Below are 19,606 nucleotides of genomic sequence, written 5' to 3' on the forward strand. Positions count from 1 at the left end.
GCTGCATGATTGCTCCTGCCAAGCGCGCGAATACCATCGACCTGATCGGCAACACCCCGCTTGTCCTGCTCATGGGGCCGAGCGAGGCCGCCGGATGCGAGATCTGGGGGAAGTGCGAATTCGCCAATCCCGGTGGCTCGGTGAAAGACCGGGCGGCGCTGTGGATTATCCGCGATGCAGAGGCGCGCGGCGAGTTGAAGCCCGGCGGGACGGTGGTCGAAGGGACCGCTGGCAATACCGGGATCGGGATCGCGCTGGTCGCCAATGCGCTGGGCTACAAAACCGTCATCGTCATGCCCGACAACCAGTCGCGCGAGAAGATGGACACACTGCGCGCGCTCGGGGCGGAGCTGGTGCTGGTCCCGCCGACCAAGTTCGCCGACTGCAACCACTTCGTCCACACCTCGCGCCGCCTCGCGGAAGAGACCGAGGGCGCGGTGTGGGCCAACCAGTTCGACAACACCGCCAACCGCAAGGCGCATATCGAGGGTACCGCGAAAGAGTTGTGGGAGCAGCTTGAAGGCCGGATCGACGGCTTCACCTGTGCGGCGGGGACCGGCGGCACTATTGCCGGGGTCGGCATGGGGCTCAAGGAACTTGACGAGAAGGTGGTCGTTGCGCTGACCGATCCGCACGGGGCCGCGCTGTACAACTACTACGCTCATGGCGAGCTCAAGGCCGAAGGTTCCTCGGTCGCCGAAGGGATCGGGCAGGGGCGGATAACCGGCAATCTCGAGGGTGCACCGATTGACACGCAGTTCCGTATCTCCGACGAAGAAGGTTTGCAGTGGGTATCCCGCCTGCTGCGCGAGGAAGGTCTGTGCCTCGGCCTGTCGAGCGGGATCAACGTCGCTGGCGCGGTCGAGCTAGGCAAGCAGCTAGTTGCCGAGGGGCGCGACAATCCGCGGGTGGCGACAATCCTGTGCGATATCGGGTTCCGCTACCTGTCCTCGCTCTACAATCCGGCGTGGTTGCAGCAGAAGGGCCTGCCAGTGTTCGACTGGCTGTCCGACTAGCATACGCAATTGACTGGAGCCGCCGGGGCTGTAGCCTTGGGGATATGGCGAATTCCTTCCTCGAACGCGCAATGCAACCGCGCGAACCCGAGCCGAGCCTTGCCCCGCTTGCTGCGCGAAAGCGCTCGGAGACGGTACATCGCTTGCAGATCGGATTGTCGGGTATCGCCGCGATGGTGCTGCTTGTCGCGCTGGCCGACACCATTCTTGCCCGGGCGGATCAAAGCGAAGCCAGCGCCGTACCCGAGGCAGCCGCTACGGTAGAGCCGGCAACCGGCGAGGCCCCGAAGAACGATCCGCTGGCCGAAGCCGGTGTCGTGCCCGACCTTCCGACTTCGCCCGGTCCGGGCGCCGGGGCAACACCGACCAGCCCTCCCGATGCGCGTGAAAGCGGTGCTGCGCAGTAAGCTTGCGCTGGGTATGCTGGCGATGCTGTGCGCCGGAAGTGCCGCTGCCTGGCTGCTTGCCCGGGGCGCAGAGGACAAGCCTTCGCTCGGGTTGGTGACTTCGCTTCCGGTTTATTGGCCCGAAGAGGGTTCGATCGAGGATATGCTTTCGGGCGATAGCCCGCCGCACTGGGTGCGGACCGAACTCGAGGTCGGTTATCGGCTCGTGCCGCTCGATGTTCTCTCGGACGAAATGGGCAACGGCACGCCTTCACCTGCGCTGGAGAAACTCGATCTGCTCTTGCTTGCCCAGCCGCATGCGTTGCCGCCTGCCGATCTCGTGGCGCTCGACAGCTGGCTGCGCGAAGGCGGCCGTGCGCTCATCCTGTCCGATCCGATGCTGACCGAGCACAGCCATTTCGCGCTGGGTGACAGGCGCCGCCCGCAGGATATCGCCATGCTCGATCCGCTGTTGGCGCGGTGGGGACTTTCCCTGCAATTCGATCCGGATCAGCAGACAGGTGTCCGGACGGTTATGCTCGCCGCTCCGGTCGAAGCCCGCATCGTCGTCGAACTTCCGGGCAAACTGATCGATGCGAAGAACCCGGAGAAGGCGGCGAACTGTGCTATCGGGAACGATGGATTGGTAGCGCTTTGCCAGATCGGCAAGGGGCAGGCGCTGATTCTGGCCGATGCCGCATTGCTTCAAGTCGAGCGCGCCGAAGAGTCCGGGCATAGCGAAGGCTTGGAGGCTCTGCTCGACTCGGCTTTCGCGCAATGATGCCGGCATGGGATTTCACGGGATGCGTCGAACCGGAGGATCCCGTGCGCGCGGGAAATGACGGGAAGATTGGCGTTTCCGAGCGTTCAGGGTTTGGCTTGCGGCAGGATGTTAGGGAAGAAAATACATATAGATCATAAGTTTAGCAGTTTTTCCCGAGATTTCCCTTAATTTTCCCTTTAAACCCGCATTTTCGCGGGTTAATACCGCCTTCCATCGGACAGGTTGTCTTTTGCCGAGTCTCGCGACGGCGAGGCTAGCCACCCGCGCGGCTGCGCAGGTGGCAGCGGGGAAGGCGTGTGTGCGAGCAGGTTCGGTCGAGGGGAACGGGGAACAGTGCCGGAAGTGCGGGTCAGTTACAGCGGTCAGGCCTATTCGCCCGCAGGCGAAAAGAGCCGCTACGCGCTGCCTCCGCTGTTCCGCAAGGCGGTGAAGGAGGCGAGTGGCGGCAACCGCGTCCTGTGCCTCGACAAGCACCCCAAATGGAAGTGCCTCGTCGGATTCGGTCTCAACCGCGAAGATGAACTCCAGCAGCAACTCGACCGCGAGTACGATGCCGCACTCAATGCAGGGCGCGAATTCGACTATGACGAGCGGTCTTCGCAGCTGTTCGGCTTCGAGAAGGTGCCGTTCGACGACAGCGGGCGCTTCGTCATGCCCGCGTTCCTGACCAAGGTCGGTAATGTAGATGGAGGGCTTTTCTTTCGCGGCGGCGGGCGCTTTTTCACGATCTGGAACCCGATCGAACTCGGCCGGATGGGTGACGAATGGGAAGCCGCCAAGGCCGCGTGCGATGCGCTGATCGCCGACTACGAGTCGAAGAAGAAATGACCGGCGCGCCGCATATCCCCGTCCTCCTCGACGAAGTGATCGCCGCGCTCGATCCGCAGGCTGGCGACGTGATCGTCGATGCAACTTTCGGGGCCGGCGGCTACACGCGTGCGCTGCTCGACGCAGGCGCGACCGTGCACGCCTTCGACCGCGACCCTGACGCGATCGCCGCTGGCCGGACCTGGCCCGAGACGAACGAGCAGCCCCCGCGCCTCGTGCTCCATCCCCGTCGCTTCTCCGAGATGGTCGCCAGCCTTGCCGAAGCAGGCATCGCACGGGTCGACGGCGTGACGATGGACATCGGCGTCTCCTCGATGCAGCTCGACCAGACCGAACGCGGTTTCGCCTTTTCCAGCGATGGTCCGCTCGACATGCGAATGAGTCAGGAAGGCGAAAGCGCCGCCGACTTCCTCAACACAGCCGAAGAGGCGGCCATCGCGGATGTGCTCTATCGCTATGGCGAGGAGCGCCAGTCCCGCCGCATCGCGCGTGCGATCGTTGCCGCCCGACCGCTTTCGACCACCGGCGACCTGGCGCGCGTCGTTCGCAAGGCGCTCGGTTACCGCGCCGGCGCGCCGAAGGATCCGGCAACGCGCAGCTTTCAGGCGGTTCGCATCCATGTGAACGGCGAACTCGACGAACTCGAAGAGGGGCTCGTCGCCGCCGAGCACCTGCTGCGCGAAGGTGGGCGCCTCGCCGTGGTCAGCTTCCACAGCCTGGAAGACCGGATCGTCAAACGTTACCTGCGCGATGCTTCGGCGGTTGCTGGCGGTTCGCGCCACCTGCCGCAAGTCGATGCAGCAAAGCCCGTCTATAAGCGTGTATCGAAGGGCATTCGCCCGACCGAAGCGGAGATTTCCCGCAATCCGCGCGCCCGGTCCTCGACCCTGCGTTCAGCCATTCGTACCGCCGAGCCTGCGAGGCAGGCGGCATGATCGCGGCAGGATCCCGCTTGCGACAGATCGGATGGGCCGTGGTGCTGACCGTTTGCGTCGCGGGCTTCGTCCTGCTTACTTTTCGGGTCAATGCGGTGAAGAGCGAGGTTCGTCTCGCGGAGCGCGAGATCATTGCCCTCGAGCGCGAAAAGGCGCTGCTTGAGATCGAATTCGAATCGCGCGCCAACCAGCAGCAGCTGGCGGACTGGAACCGGCTCGAGTTCGGCTATCTTGCGCCGCAGGCCGACCAGTATCTCGAGAACGAGCGCCAGCTTGCTTCGCTCAGCGTACCGCGCAGCATCGATGCCCCTGATCCGATCCGTGTCGCGCATACGGCGGTCGAAAGCGAGGATGAGGGGATCATTGCGATGGTCTCGCCATTGACCGGAAAACCACCCGAGGCCGCCTCGCCTGACGACGGCGACCGCCCCCACGGCAAGCCGTTGTCGGCGAAGCGCTCGCTGTCCGACCGGCTGGCTATCGAAAGTCCGCTGAAGTCGCCCAGCGCCGAGGTGGCGCAATGAACGCGCTGACGGTCAGCACCGCGATATCCAGCGGGCGGGTCCAGCTGGTTTCGCTGCGGAAGTCCTCGCTCGACACCGCGCGTTTGCGCGTATTATGGGTCGCCATGATCTTCGCCTTTGTAGCGGCGATCGCGGTTATTCGGATCGGCTATTTCGGGGTGAGCGATCGCGCGGTCACTTCGACTTCGCTGGAGGAAGCTCTGCTGCCTCCGCGCGGGGAGCTCACCGACCGGAACGGAGTGCCGCTGGCCCGGGCCTTTCCGGCCTATGCGCTGTGGTACAATCCCGATGCCATGGGTGATGCGTCGAACCCGTTGGTAAAGTCACCCCAGCGAGTCGCATCCGAGCTGAAGGCAATATTCCCCGACATCGATGTCGCCGACATTGCCGAAATGCTGGCCTCGGGACGCAGCGGATATATCCGCCGCCGCGTGTTGCCTGAAGATGCCAACCGCGTGCAGGACATCGGCGAACTTGCGCTTGAACTTCCGCGCGAGAGCGACCGTCACTACCCCCAGGGTTCGATGGGGGCGCACATTCTCGGCTTCGTCGATTCGGCCGGCAAGGGCAAGGTCGGGATGGAGCAGGTGCTGGACGACAGACTCAACGATCCGGTCCTGCGCAACACACCGGTGGCGTTGTCGATCGATATGCGCGCGCAAGGTGCCTTGGAGGACGAACTTCGCCGCGGCATGCTCGCGGTCAATGCGAAGGGTGCGGCGGGTATCATTCTCGATGTCGATACCGGTGAAGTGCTGGCGCTTGCCTCGCTGCCCGAATTCGATCCCAACCGGATCGATTCCGAAGGCGCGGGCAACATGTTCAACCGGGTGACCAACCAGGTCTACGAACTGGGTTCCACCTTCAAGCCGCTTACCGTCGCCGCCGCGATCGATGCTGGGTCCGTGCGCGATTTCGGCAAGCGATACGATGTCAGCCCGATCAAGATCGGCGGTTTCACGATCAAGGACAGCCACGATCTTGGGGCATCTCTGAACGTGCCAGAAATCCTGATCCATTCGTCGAATACTGGCACCGCGCGGATCGCCGACCAGATGGGCGGCGAAAAGCTGCAGCGGACCTGGATGGATCTCGGCCTGAACGAACGGCCGCATATCGAACTGCCCGCACGCGGCTTCCCGATCTGGCACGACGACTGGCCGCGCATTCGCAACATGACCGTCAGCTATGGCCATGGCATCGCAGTGACCCCGCTCCACCTCGCCAGCGCCTACGCCGCGATGGTCAACGGCGGAGTCTGGCGTCCGGCCACGCTGCACAAGCTGGAAGCACACGAAGTCCCGAAAGGCCGCCGCGTGTTCAAGGCCTCTACCTCCAGCCGGATGCGCCAATTGCTGCGCATGATCACGCTCTACGGCACGGGGCGCAACGCCGATGCCAAGGGCTTCCGCGTCGGCGGGAAAACCGGGTCGGCGGAAAAGCCGGGTGGTTCCGCAGGCTACAAGAAGACCTCGCTGGTCTCGACCTTCGCCGCCGCTTTCCCGATGGACCGTCCGCGCTACGTCATCATCGCGATGCTCGACGAACCGCAGGGCACGACCGCCAGCTCGTTCCAGCGCACCGCCGCCTGGAACGCCGCGCCAATCGTCGGCAATCTGGTGCCGCGGATCGGACCGCTCCTCGGGGTGAGGCCCGACGACACGCGCGACGTCGATATCAGCGATCTTCGTCCGATGGTCCCGGGGGAAGATTGATGCGGCTCGCCGGTCTTGCCGCTTCGGCGGATATCGAATTGCCGGAATGTGGGGACGCGCAAGTCACCGGCTTCGCGATCGACAACCGCAAGGTCGCGCCAGGAACCGTCTTTGGCGCTTTCAAGGGCAGCCGGTTCAACGGCGAGGACTTCATTCCCGCAGCGATCAAGGCAGGCGCGGTCGCCATCGTCGCGCGGCCCGAGGCGGTCGTCGACGGGGCGATCCACATCGCCAGTGCCGAGCCGCGCAAGACCTTCGCGCAGCTCGCCGCGCAGTTCTTCAAGCCAGTGCCGCAGACCATCGTCGCGGTCACCGGCACCAATGGCAAGACCTCCACCGTCGAGATGACCCGCCAGCTGTGGCGCATGGCGGGGCACCGCGCAGCCAGCATCGGCACGCTGGGCGTGACCACACCGGAGGAAAGCGTCTCTACCGGGCTTACCACGCCCGACATCGTGACCTTCCTCGCCAACGTGAGCGGGCTGGCGCGCGAGGGCATGAGCCACCTCGCCTACGAGGCATCGAGCCACGGGCTGAGCCAGTATCGCAATGAGGGGCTACCGGTCGCGGCGGCAGGGTTCACCAACCTCAGCCGCGATCACCTCGATTATCATGCGGACATGGACGATTACTTCGCGGCCAAGATACGGCTGTTAGACGAGGTGGTTGCCGATGACGCAACGGCAGTGGTCTGGACCGGCAATAGCGAGTGGGCCGGTCGGGCCATCGAACATGCGCAGAAGCGGAACCTGCGCGTGTTCACGGTGGGTGAGCAGGGGGCGAACGACCGTAACGGCATCCGCCTGCTCGCCCATACCCCGACCCAGCTGGGCCAGGAACTGACGGTGGAGCACGCCGGTCAGCAGAGGGTCATCAAGCTGCCGCTGATCGGCGCGTACCAGTCGGCGAATGCGCTGGTTGCTGCCGGACTGGTGATCGCGACCGGCGGCGATGCGGCGCAGACGCTCGACGCGGTTTCGCGCCTGCAGCCAGTTCGCGGCCGGCTCGAACGTGCGGTGATCGCTCCGTCCGGTGCGCCGGTCTATGTCGATTACGCGCATACGCCGGACGCGCTTGAAGCGGCGATCGTTGCGCTGCGACCGCATGTGAAGGGCCGGCTGATCTGTGTCTTCGGCGCCGGTGGTGACCGGGACCCGGGCAAGCGCGCGCCGATGGGCGAAGCAGCCTCGCGTCATGCCGACGTGGTGATCGTGACCGACGACAATCCGCGCGGCGAGGACGCCGGGGATATCCGCCGCGAAATCCTGTCCGGAGCAAGTGACAAAGCCATCGAAATTGGCGACCGGCGCGAAGCCATCGCCCACGCCATCGCATCGGCAGCGAGCGACGACATCGTCCTCATCGCCGGAAAGGGCCACGAGCAAGGCCAGATCGTCGGGTCAGGGGAAAACATGCGGGTCTTTCCGTTCAATGATGTCGAAGTCGCACGTGAATGCGCTGCCCAAGCCGTGGTTGCGATGCGATGAGCGCGGTACGCATTCCGCATCCGGCGCTGAGCGCCTGGCCGGCATCGCAACGCGACGCGCTGCCGCTGGCGCTGTGGACCTCCGCCGCGATCGCCGAGGCGACCGGCGGCACCGCGAGCGGGGATTTCCAGTGCGCCGGGATCGAGATCGATAGCCGCGATGTGCGCAACGGCGACCTGTTTTTTGCGCTCAAGGGCGAGGCGATGGACGGCCACCGCTTTATCGACAAGGCGTTCGAAAACGGCGCTGCCGCAGCCGTCGTCGACCGCCCGGTGCCCTGGCCGCATGTGCTGGTCGAGGACACTACTGCCGCGCTCCACGCGCTCGCAGCAGCCGCGCGGACCCGCAGCAAGGCGATCCGGATCGGGGTGACGGGATCGGTCGGCAAGACCGGGGTCAAGGAAGCGATCTTCGCCGCGCTCGACCGGTGCAGCTTCGGCGCGACGCATCGTTCGGTGCGCAGCTACAACAACCATGTCGGGGTGCCGCTCAGCCTGGCGCGGATGCCCGCACGCAGCCGGTTCGGTGTGTTCGAGATGGGCATGAACCATGCAGGCGAGATTTCCGGCCTGACGACGCAGGTGAAGCCGAACGTGGCGGTCATCACCACCATCGCGCCGGCGCATATCGAGAATCTCGGCAGCATGGAGGCGATCGCCGATGCAAAGGCCGAGATTTTCGCAGGGCTCGAACCGGGCGGGATCGCGGTCATCCCGGCGGATAGCGAATATTTTGGGCAATTGCGCGATCGGGCTCAGGCGCTTGGCGCGAGGGTCGTGTCCTTCGGCCGAGATGGCGCGGCGGATGTCCGGCTGCTCGACACGATCCCGTCTGCCGACGGCGGATCGCTGGTCACGGCGGACATGGGCGACACCCGGGTGTGCTACACCGTCGCCGAGCCGGGCGAGCACTGGATCGCCAACTCGCTCGCCGTGATGGCGGCGGTGCGGGCGGTCGGCGGCGATCTGGGTGCGGCCGGACTTGCGCTGGCCGAGATGGGCGGGCTCAAGGGCCGCGGCGCGCGTCACCGGATTCCCGCGCCGGGCGGCAAGGCGCTGCTGATCGACGAGAGCTACAACGCCAATCCCGCCTCGATGCGCGCAACGCTGCGCCAACTGGGACATACGCCTGCCACCCGCCGCATCGCGGTGCTCGGCAGCATGAAGGAATTGGGTGATTTCGCACCCAAATTCCATGCCCAGCTCGCCGAACTGCTGGCCGAGGCGCAGGTCGACTACGCAATCCTCGTCGGCGAGGAGATGCGGGCGCTGGCACGGCACTTGGGGAAAGGCGGCGCAGGGGCGCTTGCCGGAGGCCTGAGCTTCGCGCATTGCGATGGTCCTGCCGAGGCGATTGCCGCGCTGGAGGACTTCGGGCTGACCGCAGGCGATGCGGTGCTGGTGAAGGGTTCCAACTCGATCGGATTGGGCAGGCTGGTTGCACACTTCACAGGCCGACAATCCGGCCGGGACGACTGAATGCTGTATCTGATCGCCGAGTGGCTGGAATTCGAAGGTCTGTTCAACCTCGTCCGCTACCAGACCTTCCGCTCGGGCGCGACGCTGATGACTGCGCTCATCATCGGACTGATTATCGGCCCGCGCTTCATCAACATGTTGCGTGTGCGCCAGGGCAAGGGCCAGCCGATCCGCGCCGACGGCCCGCAAAGCCACCTCGCCAAGGTCGGCACGCCGACGATGGGCGGGCTGATGATACTGATCGCTCTGACCAGCTCGATGCTGCTGTGGATGGACCCGCGCAATCCCTTCGTCTGGGCCTGCGTGCTGGTGACCGTCGGCTTCGGGATCATCGGCTTCCTCGACGATTACGACAAGGTCACCAAGCGCAGCCATAAGGGCGTTTCGGCGAAGGTGCGATTGCTGCTCGAATTCGCGGTTGCGGGCGTGGCGAGTTACTTGATCGTCAGCCAGATCAATACCAATCTCTATATTCCCTTCCTGTCGGGCGTTTCGGTCCCGCTCGGGCCGTTCTATTATGTCTTCGCGGCGGTGGTGATCGTCGGCTTCGGCAATGCGGTGAACCTGACCGACGGGCTCGACGGGCTGGCGACCATGCCGGTGGTGATTGCGGCCGGGACCTTCGCGATCATCGCCTATCTGGCGGGCCGGGTCGATTATTCGGCCTATCTCGGAATTCCCCATGTCCCCGGGGCGGGCGAACTGGCGATATTCTGCGCTGCGATCATGGGCGGCGGTCTGGCCTTCCTGTGGTTCAACGCCCCGCCCGCGGCGGTGTTCATGGGCGACACCGGCAGCCTCGCGCTCGGCGGCGCGCTCGGGGCGATCGCGGTCGCGAGCCATCACGAGATCGTGCTGCTGATCGTGGGCGGGTTGTTCGTCGCTGAAACCGCCTCGGTCATCATTCAGGTCTTCTGGTTCAAACGAACCGGCAAGCGGATCTTCCGCATGGCCCCGATCCACCACCATTTCGAGCAGAAGGGCTGGGCGGAATCGACCGTCGTCATCCGCTTCTGGATCGTTTCGATCGTGCTCGCGCTGATCGGCCTTTCGACGCTGAAGCTGCGATGATCACTTCGCCCGCCTTTGCCGGCAAGCGCTATGCCATCCTCGGCCTCGCCCGCTCGGGCCTCGCTGCGGCGGAAGCTCTGCTCGCCAGCGGGGCGGAGGTCGTGGCGTGGGACCGGCAGGATGTCGCGCGCGACAAGCTGGAAGGCCGCGCAAGGCTGGCCGATCCGCTCGACCTCGATCTGACCGGCTTCGATGGCGTGGTGGTGTCACCCGGCGTGCCGCTTAACACCCACCCGATTGTCGGGCACGCGGCACAATTCGGTGTGCCGGTGATCGGCGATATCGAACTTTTCGCGCAGGCGAGAGCGAACCTGCCGCCGCACAAGGTCGTCGGCATCACCGGCACCAACGGCAAGAGCACGACAACCGCGCTGGTGCACCATATCCTGAAAGAGGCGGGCGTGCCGACGCTGATGGGCGGTAATATCGGCATTCCGATCATGGAACAGGACCCGCTGCCGGAAGGTGGTGTCTATGTGCTCGAACTGTCGAGTTACCAGATCGACCTGACCCAAAGCCTCGATTGCGATGTCGCGGTGCTGCTTAACATCACGCCCGACCATCTGGACCGCTATGATAGCTTCGAGGCTTATGCCGCGAGCAAGAAGCGGCTGTTCGAGATGCAGACAAAGATGCATTACTGGATCGAGCCTGATGATCGACTGAGTCCGCAAGATCCAACGGATATCTGGGGGCCGTTCGGCAGAGACGGTGTTTTACCGCGCGACCCGACCAAGCTTGGTGCGCAACCGGAATGGCCGAGTTTGCAGGGACCCCACAATGCGCAGAATGCCTTGGTTGCGATCGAAGTCGCGATGAGGCTCGGGGTGCACGAAGAAGTCGTAAGCAAAGCCCTTCGGACCTTCATCGGTCTCCCCCACCGGATGGAATTCGTCGCCGAACATGATGGCGTTCTTTTCATCAACGACAGCAAGGCGACCAATACCGATAGCACCGCACCTGCCCTCGCGGCCTATCCGCCGGTCGACGGGCATCCGCGCATCCACTGGATCGTCGGCGGGCTGCCCAAGGAAGACGGGTTGGGCAAATGCGAGGAACATCTCGCCAATATCAAGCAGGCCTACACCATCGGCGAAGCCGGGCCGCGTTTTGCCGAGCTGCTCGAAGGACGGGTAGCGGTCGACCGGAGCGAGATGATCTGCACCGCCGTGCGCCGCGCGATGCGCAACGTCGTGCCGGGCGATGTGGTCCTGCTCTCGCCCGCCTGCGCCAGCTTCGACCAGTTCAAGGACTATGAGCGGCGCGGCGAGCACTTCCGGCAGATCGTTGCCATGCTGACGGGCGAGGAGCCTGCTGCCGAACATCCCTTCGAAGGGAAATCTGCCGCATGAGCGCGACCCAGCCCTACATCCCGCGATCCGGCGAGCGGGCGGCCAATCCGGACAGGTTCCGCGGCAGCCGTACTGCCGAGCTCAAGATCTGGTGGCGCGAGATCGATCGGGTGCTGCTGTTCCTGGTGCTGGCCCTGATGGCGATCGGCACCGCCGCAGTGGCGGCTGCTTCGCCTGCCAGCGCCGACCGGCTTTCTACTGCCGAAGTGCGGTTGCCCGAACTCTATTTTTACTGGGCGCATCTGCGCTGGCAGTTCGTGGGCCTGTTCGTGCTGTTCGGCGCATCGATGCTGACGGTCGACAATGCCCGGCGGATCGGGGTGCTGCTGGCGGCGGCGATGTTGTTTGCGCTGCTCCTCGTCCCCGTGCTCGGTCACGAGGTCAACGGGGCGAAGCGGTGGATCGAGGTCGGGATGCGGTTTCAGCCGTCCGAATTCCTCAAGCCGGGCTTCGCGATCGCGCTGGCATGGATCATCACCTGGCGCTTGCGCGACCCCAACCTTCCGGTCATCGCCATGGTCACCGGGATCATGGGCCTGATCGGCGCACTCCTCATGCTGCAACCCAACCTCGGCGAAGCAATCCTGTTCGGCGGGGTGTGGTTCGTCATGATCCTGATTGCAGGAGTCAGCGTTCAACGGATTGCGGTGCTGATGGGGACGGGGATTGCGGCCCTGACTGCGACCTATTTCCTCTACGACAACGCACGCCACCGGATCGATTCCTTCCTCGGCGGCGGCACGGCCTTCGACCAGGTCGATCTCGCCGAGCGCACCTTGCTCGCAGGGGGGTGGACCGGCAGCGGCCTGTGGCTGGGCGTGCGCAAGATGAACCTGCCCGAAGCGCATACCGACTACATTTTTTCGGTCATCGGAGAGGAATTCGGCCTGCTGGTGTGCGCGGTGATCGTGCTGCTCTATCTCGCTATCGTGGTGCGGGTGCTGGTGCGACTGGCGGACGAGGAGAACCTGTTCGTGCTGCTGGCGGGGGCAGGGCTCGTCACCCAGATCACCGGGCAGGCCTTCATCAACATCCTCGTCAATCTGCAGCTATTCCCGTCGAAAGGCATGACCTTGCCGCTCGTCTCCTATGGCGGCTCTTCGACCATTGCGGTATGCCTGTGCGTCGGATTGCTGATTGCCATTACCCGGCGCAACCCGTTCCTGACGCGCGAGACACCGGGCTTGCGCGCGATCCTGTCGGACAGGCTGATTGCCGAGGAAAGGACCCGTCCATGAGCGGTGCCAACCGCCACTATGTTCTCGCCGCCGGGGGTACCGGCGGTCACCTGATCCCGGCCTTTGCGCTGGCGACAGAGCTCGAGCGGCGCGGACACCATGTCGCGCTGATCACCGACGAGCGCGGCGCAAACATTCCCGGCAAGCCCGATTTCCTCCCCGCGCATATCCTGCCCGCCGGGCGCTTCGGCAAGAACCCGCTCAACTGGATCAAGGGGCTGCGCGCGATCGGGCAGGGGCGCGACATGGCGCTGCGGCTGTTCGAAAGCTTCGAGCCGAGCGCGGTGGTCGGTTTCGGCGGCTATCCCTCGCTGCCCGCGCTGCTGGCGTCGACCTCCGCCGCGATTCCCAGCGTGCTGCACGAACAGAACGCGGTGCTGGGGCGCGTCAACCGCTTCATGGCCGGCCGGGTCGAGGCGATCGCCACCGCCTATCCCGAAATCCGGCGGTTGAAGCCCAAGCATGCGGGCAAGGTGCATCTGGTCGGCAATCCGGTGCGCGGCGAAGTGCTGCAGCTTCGCGAAGAGCCGTTCCCCGCCTTTACCGAAGACGGCTTGCTGCGCGTGCTGGTGACCGGCGGCAGCCAAGGGGCGAGCGTTCTCTCGGAGATTGTCCCTGACGGGCTCGCCATGCTCCAGCCCGCGCTGCGCTCGCGGCTGCAGGTGACCCAGCAGTGTCGCCCCGAAGATCTTGATGCGGTGCGCGAGCGCTATCGCAACCACGATATTCCTGCCGAGCTGGGCACTTACTTCGAGGATATGGCCGCGCGCCTTGCCGATGCGCATCTGTTCATCGGGCGGGCGGGGGCATCGACGATCGCCGAACTGACCGCGGTCGGACGCCCCGCGATCCTCATCCCGCTGCCGATCGCCACCGACGACCACCAGGCGGCCAACGCTCGCGAAATGGCCAAGAAGGGCGGCGCGCGGATGATCCGGCAGGAGAACTTCACCGCCAAGGAACTCGCCAAGCAAATCCAGGCCATGGCGCAGAACCCGCAGTCGCTCGCCACGGCGGCGCATGCCGCGTGGAACTGCGGCCGGCCGCACGCGGCGAAAGAACTCGCAGATCTGGTCGAAAGCTTCGGCGGCGATACGCTGATGGATGTGATCCGCACTACCGAGCCGATCCGCGATATCGTCGGCGCGCCATCGGGGGCGGCGGCATGAAGGGCGTCGGCACCGATATCGGGGTGATCCACTTCGTCGGCATCGGCGGGATCGGCATGTCGGGCATTGCCGAGGTCATGGCCAACCTCGGCTACACCGTGCAGGGCAGCGACATCAGCGAAAGCCCCACGGTCGAGCGCCTGCGCAGCCGTGGCATCGCCGTGCGCATCGGCCATGCCAAGGAGAACGTCGAGGGCGCGGCCGTGGTGGTGACCTCGACTGCGGTCAAGCGGACCAATCCGGAAGTTGCGCACGCGCTCGAGAACCGCATTCCCGTGGTCCGCAGGGCGGAGATGCTCGCCGAACTGATGCGGCTCAAGAGCACCGTCGCGGTTGCCGGCACGCATGGCAAGACCACCACCACCAGCATGATCGCCGCCCTGCTCGATGCGGGCGGGATAGACCCGACCGTGATCAACGGCGGAATCATCGAACAATACGGTTCGAACGCGCGGCTGGGCGACAGCGACTGGATGGTGGTCGAAGCCGACGAAAGCGACGGCAGCTTCCTGCGGCTCGACGGGACCATCGCGGTGGTGACCAATATCGATCCCGAGCATCTAGATCACTACGGCACTTTCGACGGGGTGAAGGATGCCTTCGTCGAGTTCATCCACAACGTCCCGTTCTACGGCGCGGCGATCCTGTGCATCGACCATCCCGAAGTGCAGGCGGTGATCGGCAAGGTGCGCGACCGGCGCGTGGTGACCTACGGCTTCAACCTCCAAGCCGATATCTGCGGGGTCGATGTCCGACCTTCGGATGGCGGAAACCTGTTCGACGTCGTGGTCCGCCAACGCGGGGAGGACGACCGGCGGATCGAAGGCGTGAAACTGCCGATGCCGGGCCGCCACAACGTGCAGAATGCGCTCGCGGCGATCGCAGTCGCGATCGAGATGGGCTGCTCGGACGACGTTATCCGCACCGGCTTCGGCAGCTTCGGCGGCGTGCGGCGGCGTTTCACGCGGGTCGGGCAGGTCGGCGGCGCGACGGTGATCGACGATTACGCGCACCACCCGGTGGAAATCCGCGCGGTGCTTTCTGCCGCGCGGGAAAGCGCCAATGGCAAGGTTATCGCGGTGATGCAGCCGCATCGCTATTCGCGCCTCGGCGATCTGATGGACGATTTCCAGAACTGCTTCAACGATGCCGACACGGTCTACGTCACCCCGGTCTATGCGGCAGGCGAAGAGCCGGTCGATGGCGTCAGTTCGCAAGCTTTGGTCGAAGGGCTGAAATCGCGCGGACATCGCTCTGCTGCGACGGTAGCCGACCGCGAGGAACTGGCGGCGCGGCTGGCTGGTGAAGTCGAAGCGGGCGATCTGGTGGTCTGCCTCGGTGCGGGCGACATCACCCGTTGGGCCGCTGCCCTGGCAAGCGACATCGAGCGGGTGCGCGCGGCATGACGACGCACCAGCCTGACGATTGGGCGATGAACGACAAGGGCGGCGCGCCCGATGCCGAAGTCGATCTCGACGGAGCGACCAGTGCGCCGGTGTCTACGCACGGGCTGCGCGGCAAGCTGACCGCCAATGCGCCGCTCGCAAAGCTGGTGTGGTTCAAGACGGGCGGCGCGGCCGACTGGTTGTTCGAACCGGCTGACCTCGACGATCTGACCCTGTTTCTCGACCGGTTGGAGGGCAAGCTGCCAGTGATGGCGCTGGGCCTCGGCTCGAACCTGATCGTGCGCGATGGCGGCGTACCCGGTGTGGTGATCCGGCTCGGCAAGGCCTTTTCGAAAGTGGCCAACAAGGGCGATTGCCTGCTCGAATGCGGTGGTGGTGCCTCGGGCATCCTCGTTTCCTCCTCCGCACGCGATGCAGGGATTGCGGGGCTCGAATTCTTGCGCGGCATTCCCGGTACGGTCGGCGGCTTCGTGCGGATGAACGGCGGGGCCTATGGCCGCGAAGTTTCGGACGTGCTGGTCGACTGCGACGTGGTGCTGGCGTCCGGCGAGCTCGTGCGCCTTTCGGCGGCGGACCTGCAATACAGCTACCGCCACTCGGCCTTGCCCGAAGGCGCCGTGGTGGTCGCGGCGCGGTTCCAGGGGCGCACGGGTGATCCCGCCGCCATCGGCGCGGAGATGGATCGTATCGCGCAAGCGCGGGAGGAATCGCAGCCGCTCCGCACGAAGACGGGCGGCTCGACCTTCAAGAACCCTGAAGGCCACAAGGCTTGGCAGCTTGTCGATGCCGCCGGGTGCCGCGGCCTCACCATCGGCGGCGCGCAGGTGAGCGAGAAGCACACCAATTTCCTGATCAACACCGGCACTGCGACCAGTGCCGACATCGAAGGGCTGGGTGAAGAAGTGAAGCGCCGCGTCTACGCGCATTGCGGGGTCCAGCTCGAATGGGAAATCCAGCGGGTGGGCCGGCCATGACGCTCGATCGCAAACTCCATGTCGCAGTGCTGATGGGCGGCTGGGCAAACGAGCGCCCGGTTTCGCTGATGAGCGGCAACGGCGTGGCCGATGCACTCGAAAGCCGGGGCCATCGGGTCACCCGGATCGATATGGACCGGCAGGTCGCCGCGCGCATCGCCGAGGCCGCCCCCGACGTCGTGTTCAATGCGCTGCACGGTGTGCCGGGCGAGGATGGCACGGTGCAGGGCATGCTTGACCTGATGGGCGTGCCCTATACCCATTCGGGCCTCGCCACCTCGGTCATCGCGATCGACAAAGAGCTGACCAAGCAGGCGCTGGTGCCCAAGGGCATTCCGATGCCCGGCGGGCGGATCGTGCGGAGCGCGGAGTTGTACGAACGCGACCCGCTGCCGCGCCCCTATGTCTTGAAGCCGGTGAATGAGGGCTCCTCGGTCGGTGTCGCCATCGTGACTGCGGACGGCAATTACGGCAATCCGATCGCGCGCGATGCGACAGGACCGTGGCAGGAATTTCCCGAGCTGCTCGCCGAACCCTATATCCGCGGGCGCGAGCTCACGACGGCGGTGATCGACGGGCCGGAGGGCCCGCGCGCGCTGGCGGTGACAGAACTGGTCCCGAAGTCGGGGTTCTACGATTTCGATGCGAAGTATACCGAGGGGATGACCGAGCACGTCTGCCCCGCCGATCTGCCGGACAATATCACTGCGTTGTGCCTCGAATATGCCGTGCGCGCGCACAAGGCGCTGGGCTGCAAGGGCACCAGCCGGACCGATTTCCGCTGGGATGACGAGCAGGGCGAGGACGGCCTGTTCGTGCTCGAAACCAACACTCAGCCGGGCATGACGCCGCTCAGCCTCGTGCCCGAACAGGCGCGGTATTGCGGCATGGACTACGGCGACCTGGTCGAAGCGATCGTCGCCGAGGCGCTGCGGACCCATCAAGCGAAGGGAGGGGACAATGGCGACCGTCAAGCGTAAGGCGCAGCAGGGCGTTCGCCGCTCGACCGCCGCGCGCAGCCGCGCGGACACTGCGCGCCGCGCCCGGGCAAAAACCGGATCGGCGCTCGATTCCGCGATGGCGATCCTGCCCTTCACCGAAGAGCAACTGCACCGGATTTTCCTTGCGATCATCCTCGGCGGGGCGGCGGCGCTGGCATGGTTCGTCGCCAGCCTCGCGGGCGTGCCGGCAATGGCCAGCCAGCAGATCGCCATGCTGTCGTCCGATGCCGGGTTCGAGGTGCGCCGGGTGCAGGTCACCGGGGTCGAACGGATGAACGAGCTCAAGGTCTACGAGCAGGTGCTGAGCGAGCATGAGACCCCGATGACCTCGGTCGATCTCGACCTGCTGCGCAACCGCCTGCTCGAGCTGAGCTGGGTCAAGGATGCCCGCGTTTCGCGCCAGCTGCCCGATACGCTGGTGGTTGATATCGTCGAACGCACGCCGCACGCCGCGCTGCGCAAGGCCGACCGGCTGGTGCTGATCGATCCCGAGGGGGTCGAGCTCGAACCGATCAGCGACGCCAACGCCAAGGGCATGCTGGTGGTTTCGGGTCCGGGTGCCGGCAAGCAGGTTGCCGCGCTGACAGAACTGCTCGACACAGCGCCCGCGATCAAGCCGCAGGTGACCGAGGCCGAATGGCTGGGCAATCGCCGCTGGAACCTCACCTTCAACACCGACCAGGTGCTCGCGCTGCCGCAGGGCGAGAAAGAGGCCGCCAACGCGCTGGTGGCCTTCGCCACGCTCGACGGGCGCAACCGGCTGCTCGGCGGCAAGGTGGCGCATTTCGACATGCGGGTACCGGGCCGGGTGCATTTGCGCATTCCGGGCCGTACGCAGCAGACGCTCGCAGCGGGAGACGAATGATGGCCCTGCCGCGCATCACCAAGGTCTTCGGAGCGGTCAACGTCGGCTCGTTCCGCATCTCTGCCATGGTCATGGGCCTGTCCGAGACCGGCGAGATGATCGTGCTCGGCTCGGGCCACCGGCAAAGCCAAGGCATCAAGCGTGGATATGTGACCGACATGGCGGCGGCAACCTACGCAATCCGCGATGCGGTCGAGCGGGCGGAAAAGAACGCCGGGACCAGCGTTTCGAGCGTCTGGGTCGGCTGTTCGGGCGCAGGCCTCGCGAGCCAGATTGCCAAGGTCGAGATCGACATCGGCGGTCGGCGGATCGAGGAAGAGGATATCGAGCAATTGCTCCTCGTGGCGCGCGACAATATCCAGCCCGACGGGCGAATGGTGCTCCATGCGCAACCTGCTCACTATACGCTCGACGGAGCGCACGGTGTCGCGAATCCAAAGGGGTTGCACGCCGAGCGGTTGGGGGTGGATGTCCATGTCATGCTGGCTGACGGGGCGCCGGTGCGGAACCTGATCGAGGCGGTCCAGAACGCCCATCTCGAGGTCGAAAGCGTTGTCGCCGCACCCATCGCAGCGGGCCATGCCTGCCTGACGCCTGAAGAGCGCGAACTGGGCACCGCGCTGGTGGAGATCGGGGGCGATGTGACCAATGTTTCGGTCTATGCCGCCGGTATGCTGCTGGGATTGAAGGCAATCCCGCTCGGGTCGACCGACATCACCGACGCGGTTGCCTCGGCCTTCGGCATCCGCCGGTTCCAGGCCGAGCGGCTCAAATGCGTCTCCGGTTCCGCCATCGCCAGTCCAACCGACCACCGCGAAATGATCCCGGTCTATGGTCCGGGGGAAAGCGGTGAATCCGGCTCCACGGCACGCGGTGCAGATGACAAGAACCGTATCCCGCGCGCGGAATTGGTCTCTGTGGTGACACAGAACCTTGCGAAGCTGACCGATGAGATCGGCAAGGCGTTGAGGGAGATGGGATTTTCCGGCTCTCGTGGAAGCCAGGTCGTGTTGACTGGCGGCGGTGCAGAATTGGCCGGTCTCGCCGAGTATGCCCAAAGCGCGCTCGGGCGCCCGGTCCGCATCGGCAAGCCACCTGCGCTGCGCGGCTTGCCCGAGGCGCATGCAACGCCGGGCTTTGCGACACTGGCCGGCCTGTGTCTCTACGCAGCAGACGACCCGGTCGATATCCGCACGATCGACCCTCGTTATACGACCACGGTCAAGCTGAGCGGGATGGCGCTCGTTTCGAGGCTCGTTCGTGCGGCGCGAGAGTATTTCTGACGTGAGCCATATAGCGTTAACCACTGTGGATAAGCGATTCTCTGCTATGCCCGCCCAATCCGGTTTGTGTCAGACTAATCGCCAGTCGAATTTT

Annotated in this window: 18 protein-coding genes; all 18 read left to right on the forward strand. The window is 65.2% G+C overall.

Annotated features, from left to right (window positions below):
• Positions 1-5: 5 nt before the first annotated feature.
• The 18 genes from NSO95_RS13215 (at position 6) to ftsA (ending at position 19,512) form a co-directional block, all read left to right on the forward strand.
• Positions 6-1,016, forward strand: a complete 1,011-nt coding sequence (locus tag NSO95_RS13215) for a cysteine synthase A (RefSeq protein WP_257596762.1) — start codon at positions 6-8, stop codon at positions 1,014-1,016.
• Positions 1,017-1,060: 44 nt separating this feature from the next.
• On the forward strand, positions 1,061-1,423 hold the full coding sequence (locus NSO95_RS13220) for a hypothetical protein (protein ID WP_257596763.1): 363 nt from the start codon (positions 1,061-1,063) through the stop codon (positions 1,421-1,423).
• Positions 1,410-2,183 (forward strand): GldG family protein, encoded by a 774-nt coding sequence (locus tag NSO95_RS13225; RefSeq protein WP_257596764.1) that lies wholly within the window; start codon positions 1,410-1,412, stop codon positions 2,181-2,183. The genes NSO95_RS13220 and NSO95_RS13225 overlap by 14 nt, the downstream gene beginning before the upstream one ends.
• 336 nt (positions 2,184-2,519) lie before the next feature.
• Positions 2,520-3,014 carry a division/cell wall cluster transcriptional repressor MraZ gene (locus NSO95_RS13230; RefSeq protein ID WP_257596765.1) on the forward strand — a complete coding sequence of 165 codons (495 nt, stop codon included), beginning with the start codon at positions 2,520-2,522 and terminating at the stop codon, positions 3,012-3,014.
• Positions 3,011-3,949 (forward strand): 16S rRNA (cytosine(1402)-N(4))-methyltransferase RsmH, encoded by a 939-nt coding sequence (gene rsmH / locus NSO95_RS13235; protein WP_257596766.1) that lies wholly within the window; start codon positions 3,011-3,013, stop codon positions 3,947-3,949. Before NSO95_RS13230 ends, rsmH begins: the two co-directional genes overlap by 4 nt.
• Positions 3,946-4,473, forward strand: a complete 528-nt coding sequence (locus tag NSO95_RS13240) for a hypothetical protein (protein WP_257596767.1) — start codon at positions 3,946-3,948, stop codon at positions 4,471-4,473. The genes rsmH and NSO95_RS13240 overlap by 4 nt, the downstream gene beginning before the upstream one ends.
• Positions 4,470-6,188 carry a peptidoglycan D,D-transpeptidase FtsI family protein gene (locus NSO95_RS13245; protein ID WP_257596768.1) on the forward strand — a complete coding sequence of 573 codons (1,719 nt, stop codon included), beginning with the start codon at positions 4,470-4,472 and terminating at the stop codon, positions 6,186-6,188. Before NSO95_RS13240 ends, NSO95_RS13245 begins: the two co-directional genes overlap by 4 nt.
• The gene (locus NSO95_RS13250; RefSeq protein ID WP_257596769.1) at positions 6,188-7,675 is read left to right on the forward strand and encodes a UDP-N-acetylmuramoyl-L-alanyl-D-glutamate--2,6-diaminopimelate ligase; all 1,488 of its coding nucleotides are present in this window, start codon (positions 6,188-6,190) and stop codon (positions 7,673-7,675) included. The genes NSO95_RS13245 and NSO95_RS13250 overlap by 1 nt, the downstream gene beginning before the upstream one ends.
• Entirely contained in the window at positions 7,672-9,153 is a 1,482-nt protein-coding gene (locus NSO95_RS13255) for a UDP-N-acetylmuramoyl-tripeptide--D-alanyl-D-alanine ligase (protein ID WP_257596770.1), read from the forward strand. The genes NSO95_RS13250 and NSO95_RS13255 overlap by 4 nt, the downstream gene beginning before the upstream one ends.
• Positions 9,154-10,224, forward strand: coding sequence for a phospho-N-acetylmuramoyl-pentapeptide-transferase (gene mraY / locus NSO95_RS13260; RefSeq protein WP_257596771.1), 1,071 nt, complete (start codon positions 9,154-9,156; stop codon positions 10,222-10,224). It abuts the gene before it with no gap.
• Positions 10,221-11,576 carry a UDP-N-acetylmuramoyl-L-alanine--D-glutamate ligase gene (gene murD / locus NSO95_RS13265; protein ID WP_257596772.1) on the forward strand — a complete coding sequence of 452 codons (1,356 nt, stop codon included), beginning with the start codon at positions 10,221-10,223 and terminating at the stop codon, positions 11,574-11,576. Before mraY ends, murD begins: the two co-directional genes overlap by 4 nt.
• A complete protein-coding gene (locus tag NSO95_RS13270) occupies positions 11,573-12,814 on the forward strand; it encodes an FtsW/RodA/SpoVE family cell cycle protein (protein ID WP_257596773.1) in 1,242 nt (413 codons plus the stop codon). The genes murD and NSO95_RS13270 overlap by 4 nt, the downstream gene beginning before the upstream one ends.
• Positions 12,811-13,983: an undecaprenyldiphospho-muramoylpentapeptide beta-N-acetylglucosaminyltransferase gene (murG, locus tag NSO95_RS13275; protein ID WP_257596774.1), complete on the forward strand. Its 1,173-nt coding sequence runs from the start codon at positions 12,811-12,813 to the stop codon at positions 13,981-13,983. The genes NSO95_RS13270 and murG overlap by 4 nt, the downstream gene beginning before the upstream one ends.
• Positions 13,980-15,389, forward strand: a complete 1,410-nt coding sequence (gene murC, locus NSO95_RS13280; RefSeq protein WP_257596775.1) for a UDP-N-acetylmuramate--L-alanine ligase — start codon at positions 13,980-13,982, stop codon at positions 15,387-15,389. The genes murG and murC overlap by 4 nt, the downstream gene beginning before the upstream one ends.
• Positions 15,386-16,363: a UDP-N-acetylmuramate dehydrogenase gene (murB, locus tag NSO95_RS13285; protein WP_257596776.1), complete on the forward strand. Its 978-nt coding sequence runs from the start codon at positions 15,386-15,388 to the stop codon at positions 16,361-16,363. The genes murC and murB overlap by 4 nt, the downstream gene beginning before the upstream one ends.
• The gene (locus NSO95_RS13290; protein ID WP_257596777.1) at positions 16,360-17,343 is read left to right on the forward strand and encodes a D-alanine--D-alanine ligase; all 984 of its coding nucleotides are present in this window, start codon (positions 16,360-16,362) and stop codon (positions 17,341-17,343) included. Before murB ends, NSO95_RS13290 begins: the two co-directional genes overlap by 4 nt.
• The gene (locus tag NSO95_RS13295; RefSeq protein ID WP_257596778.1) at positions 17,324-18,229 is read left to right on the forward strand and encodes a cell division protein FtsQ/DivIB; all 906 of its coding nucleotides are present in this window, start codon (positions 17,324-17,326) and stop codon (positions 18,227-18,229) included. Before NSO95_RS13290 ends, NSO95_RS13295 begins: the two co-directional genes overlap by 20 nt.
• Positions 18,229-19,512 carry a cell division protein FtsA gene (gene ftsA, locus NSO95_RS13300; protein ID WP_257596779.1) on the forward strand — a complete coding sequence of 428 codons (1,284 nt, stop codon included), beginning with the start codon at positions 18,229-18,231 and terminating at the stop codon, positions 19,510-19,512. Before NSO95_RS13295 ends, ftsA begins: the two co-directional genes overlap by 1 nt.
• Positions 19,513-19,606: the final 94 nt, after the last annotated feature.

Origin of the sequence: Parerythrobacter lacustris (assembly GCF_024626475.1) — a bacterium.
In the GTDB taxonomy this organism is placed as follows: Bacteria; Pseudomonadota; Alphaproteobacteria; order Sphingomonadales; family Sphingomonadaceae; genus Parerythrobacter_A; species Parerythrobacter_A lacustris.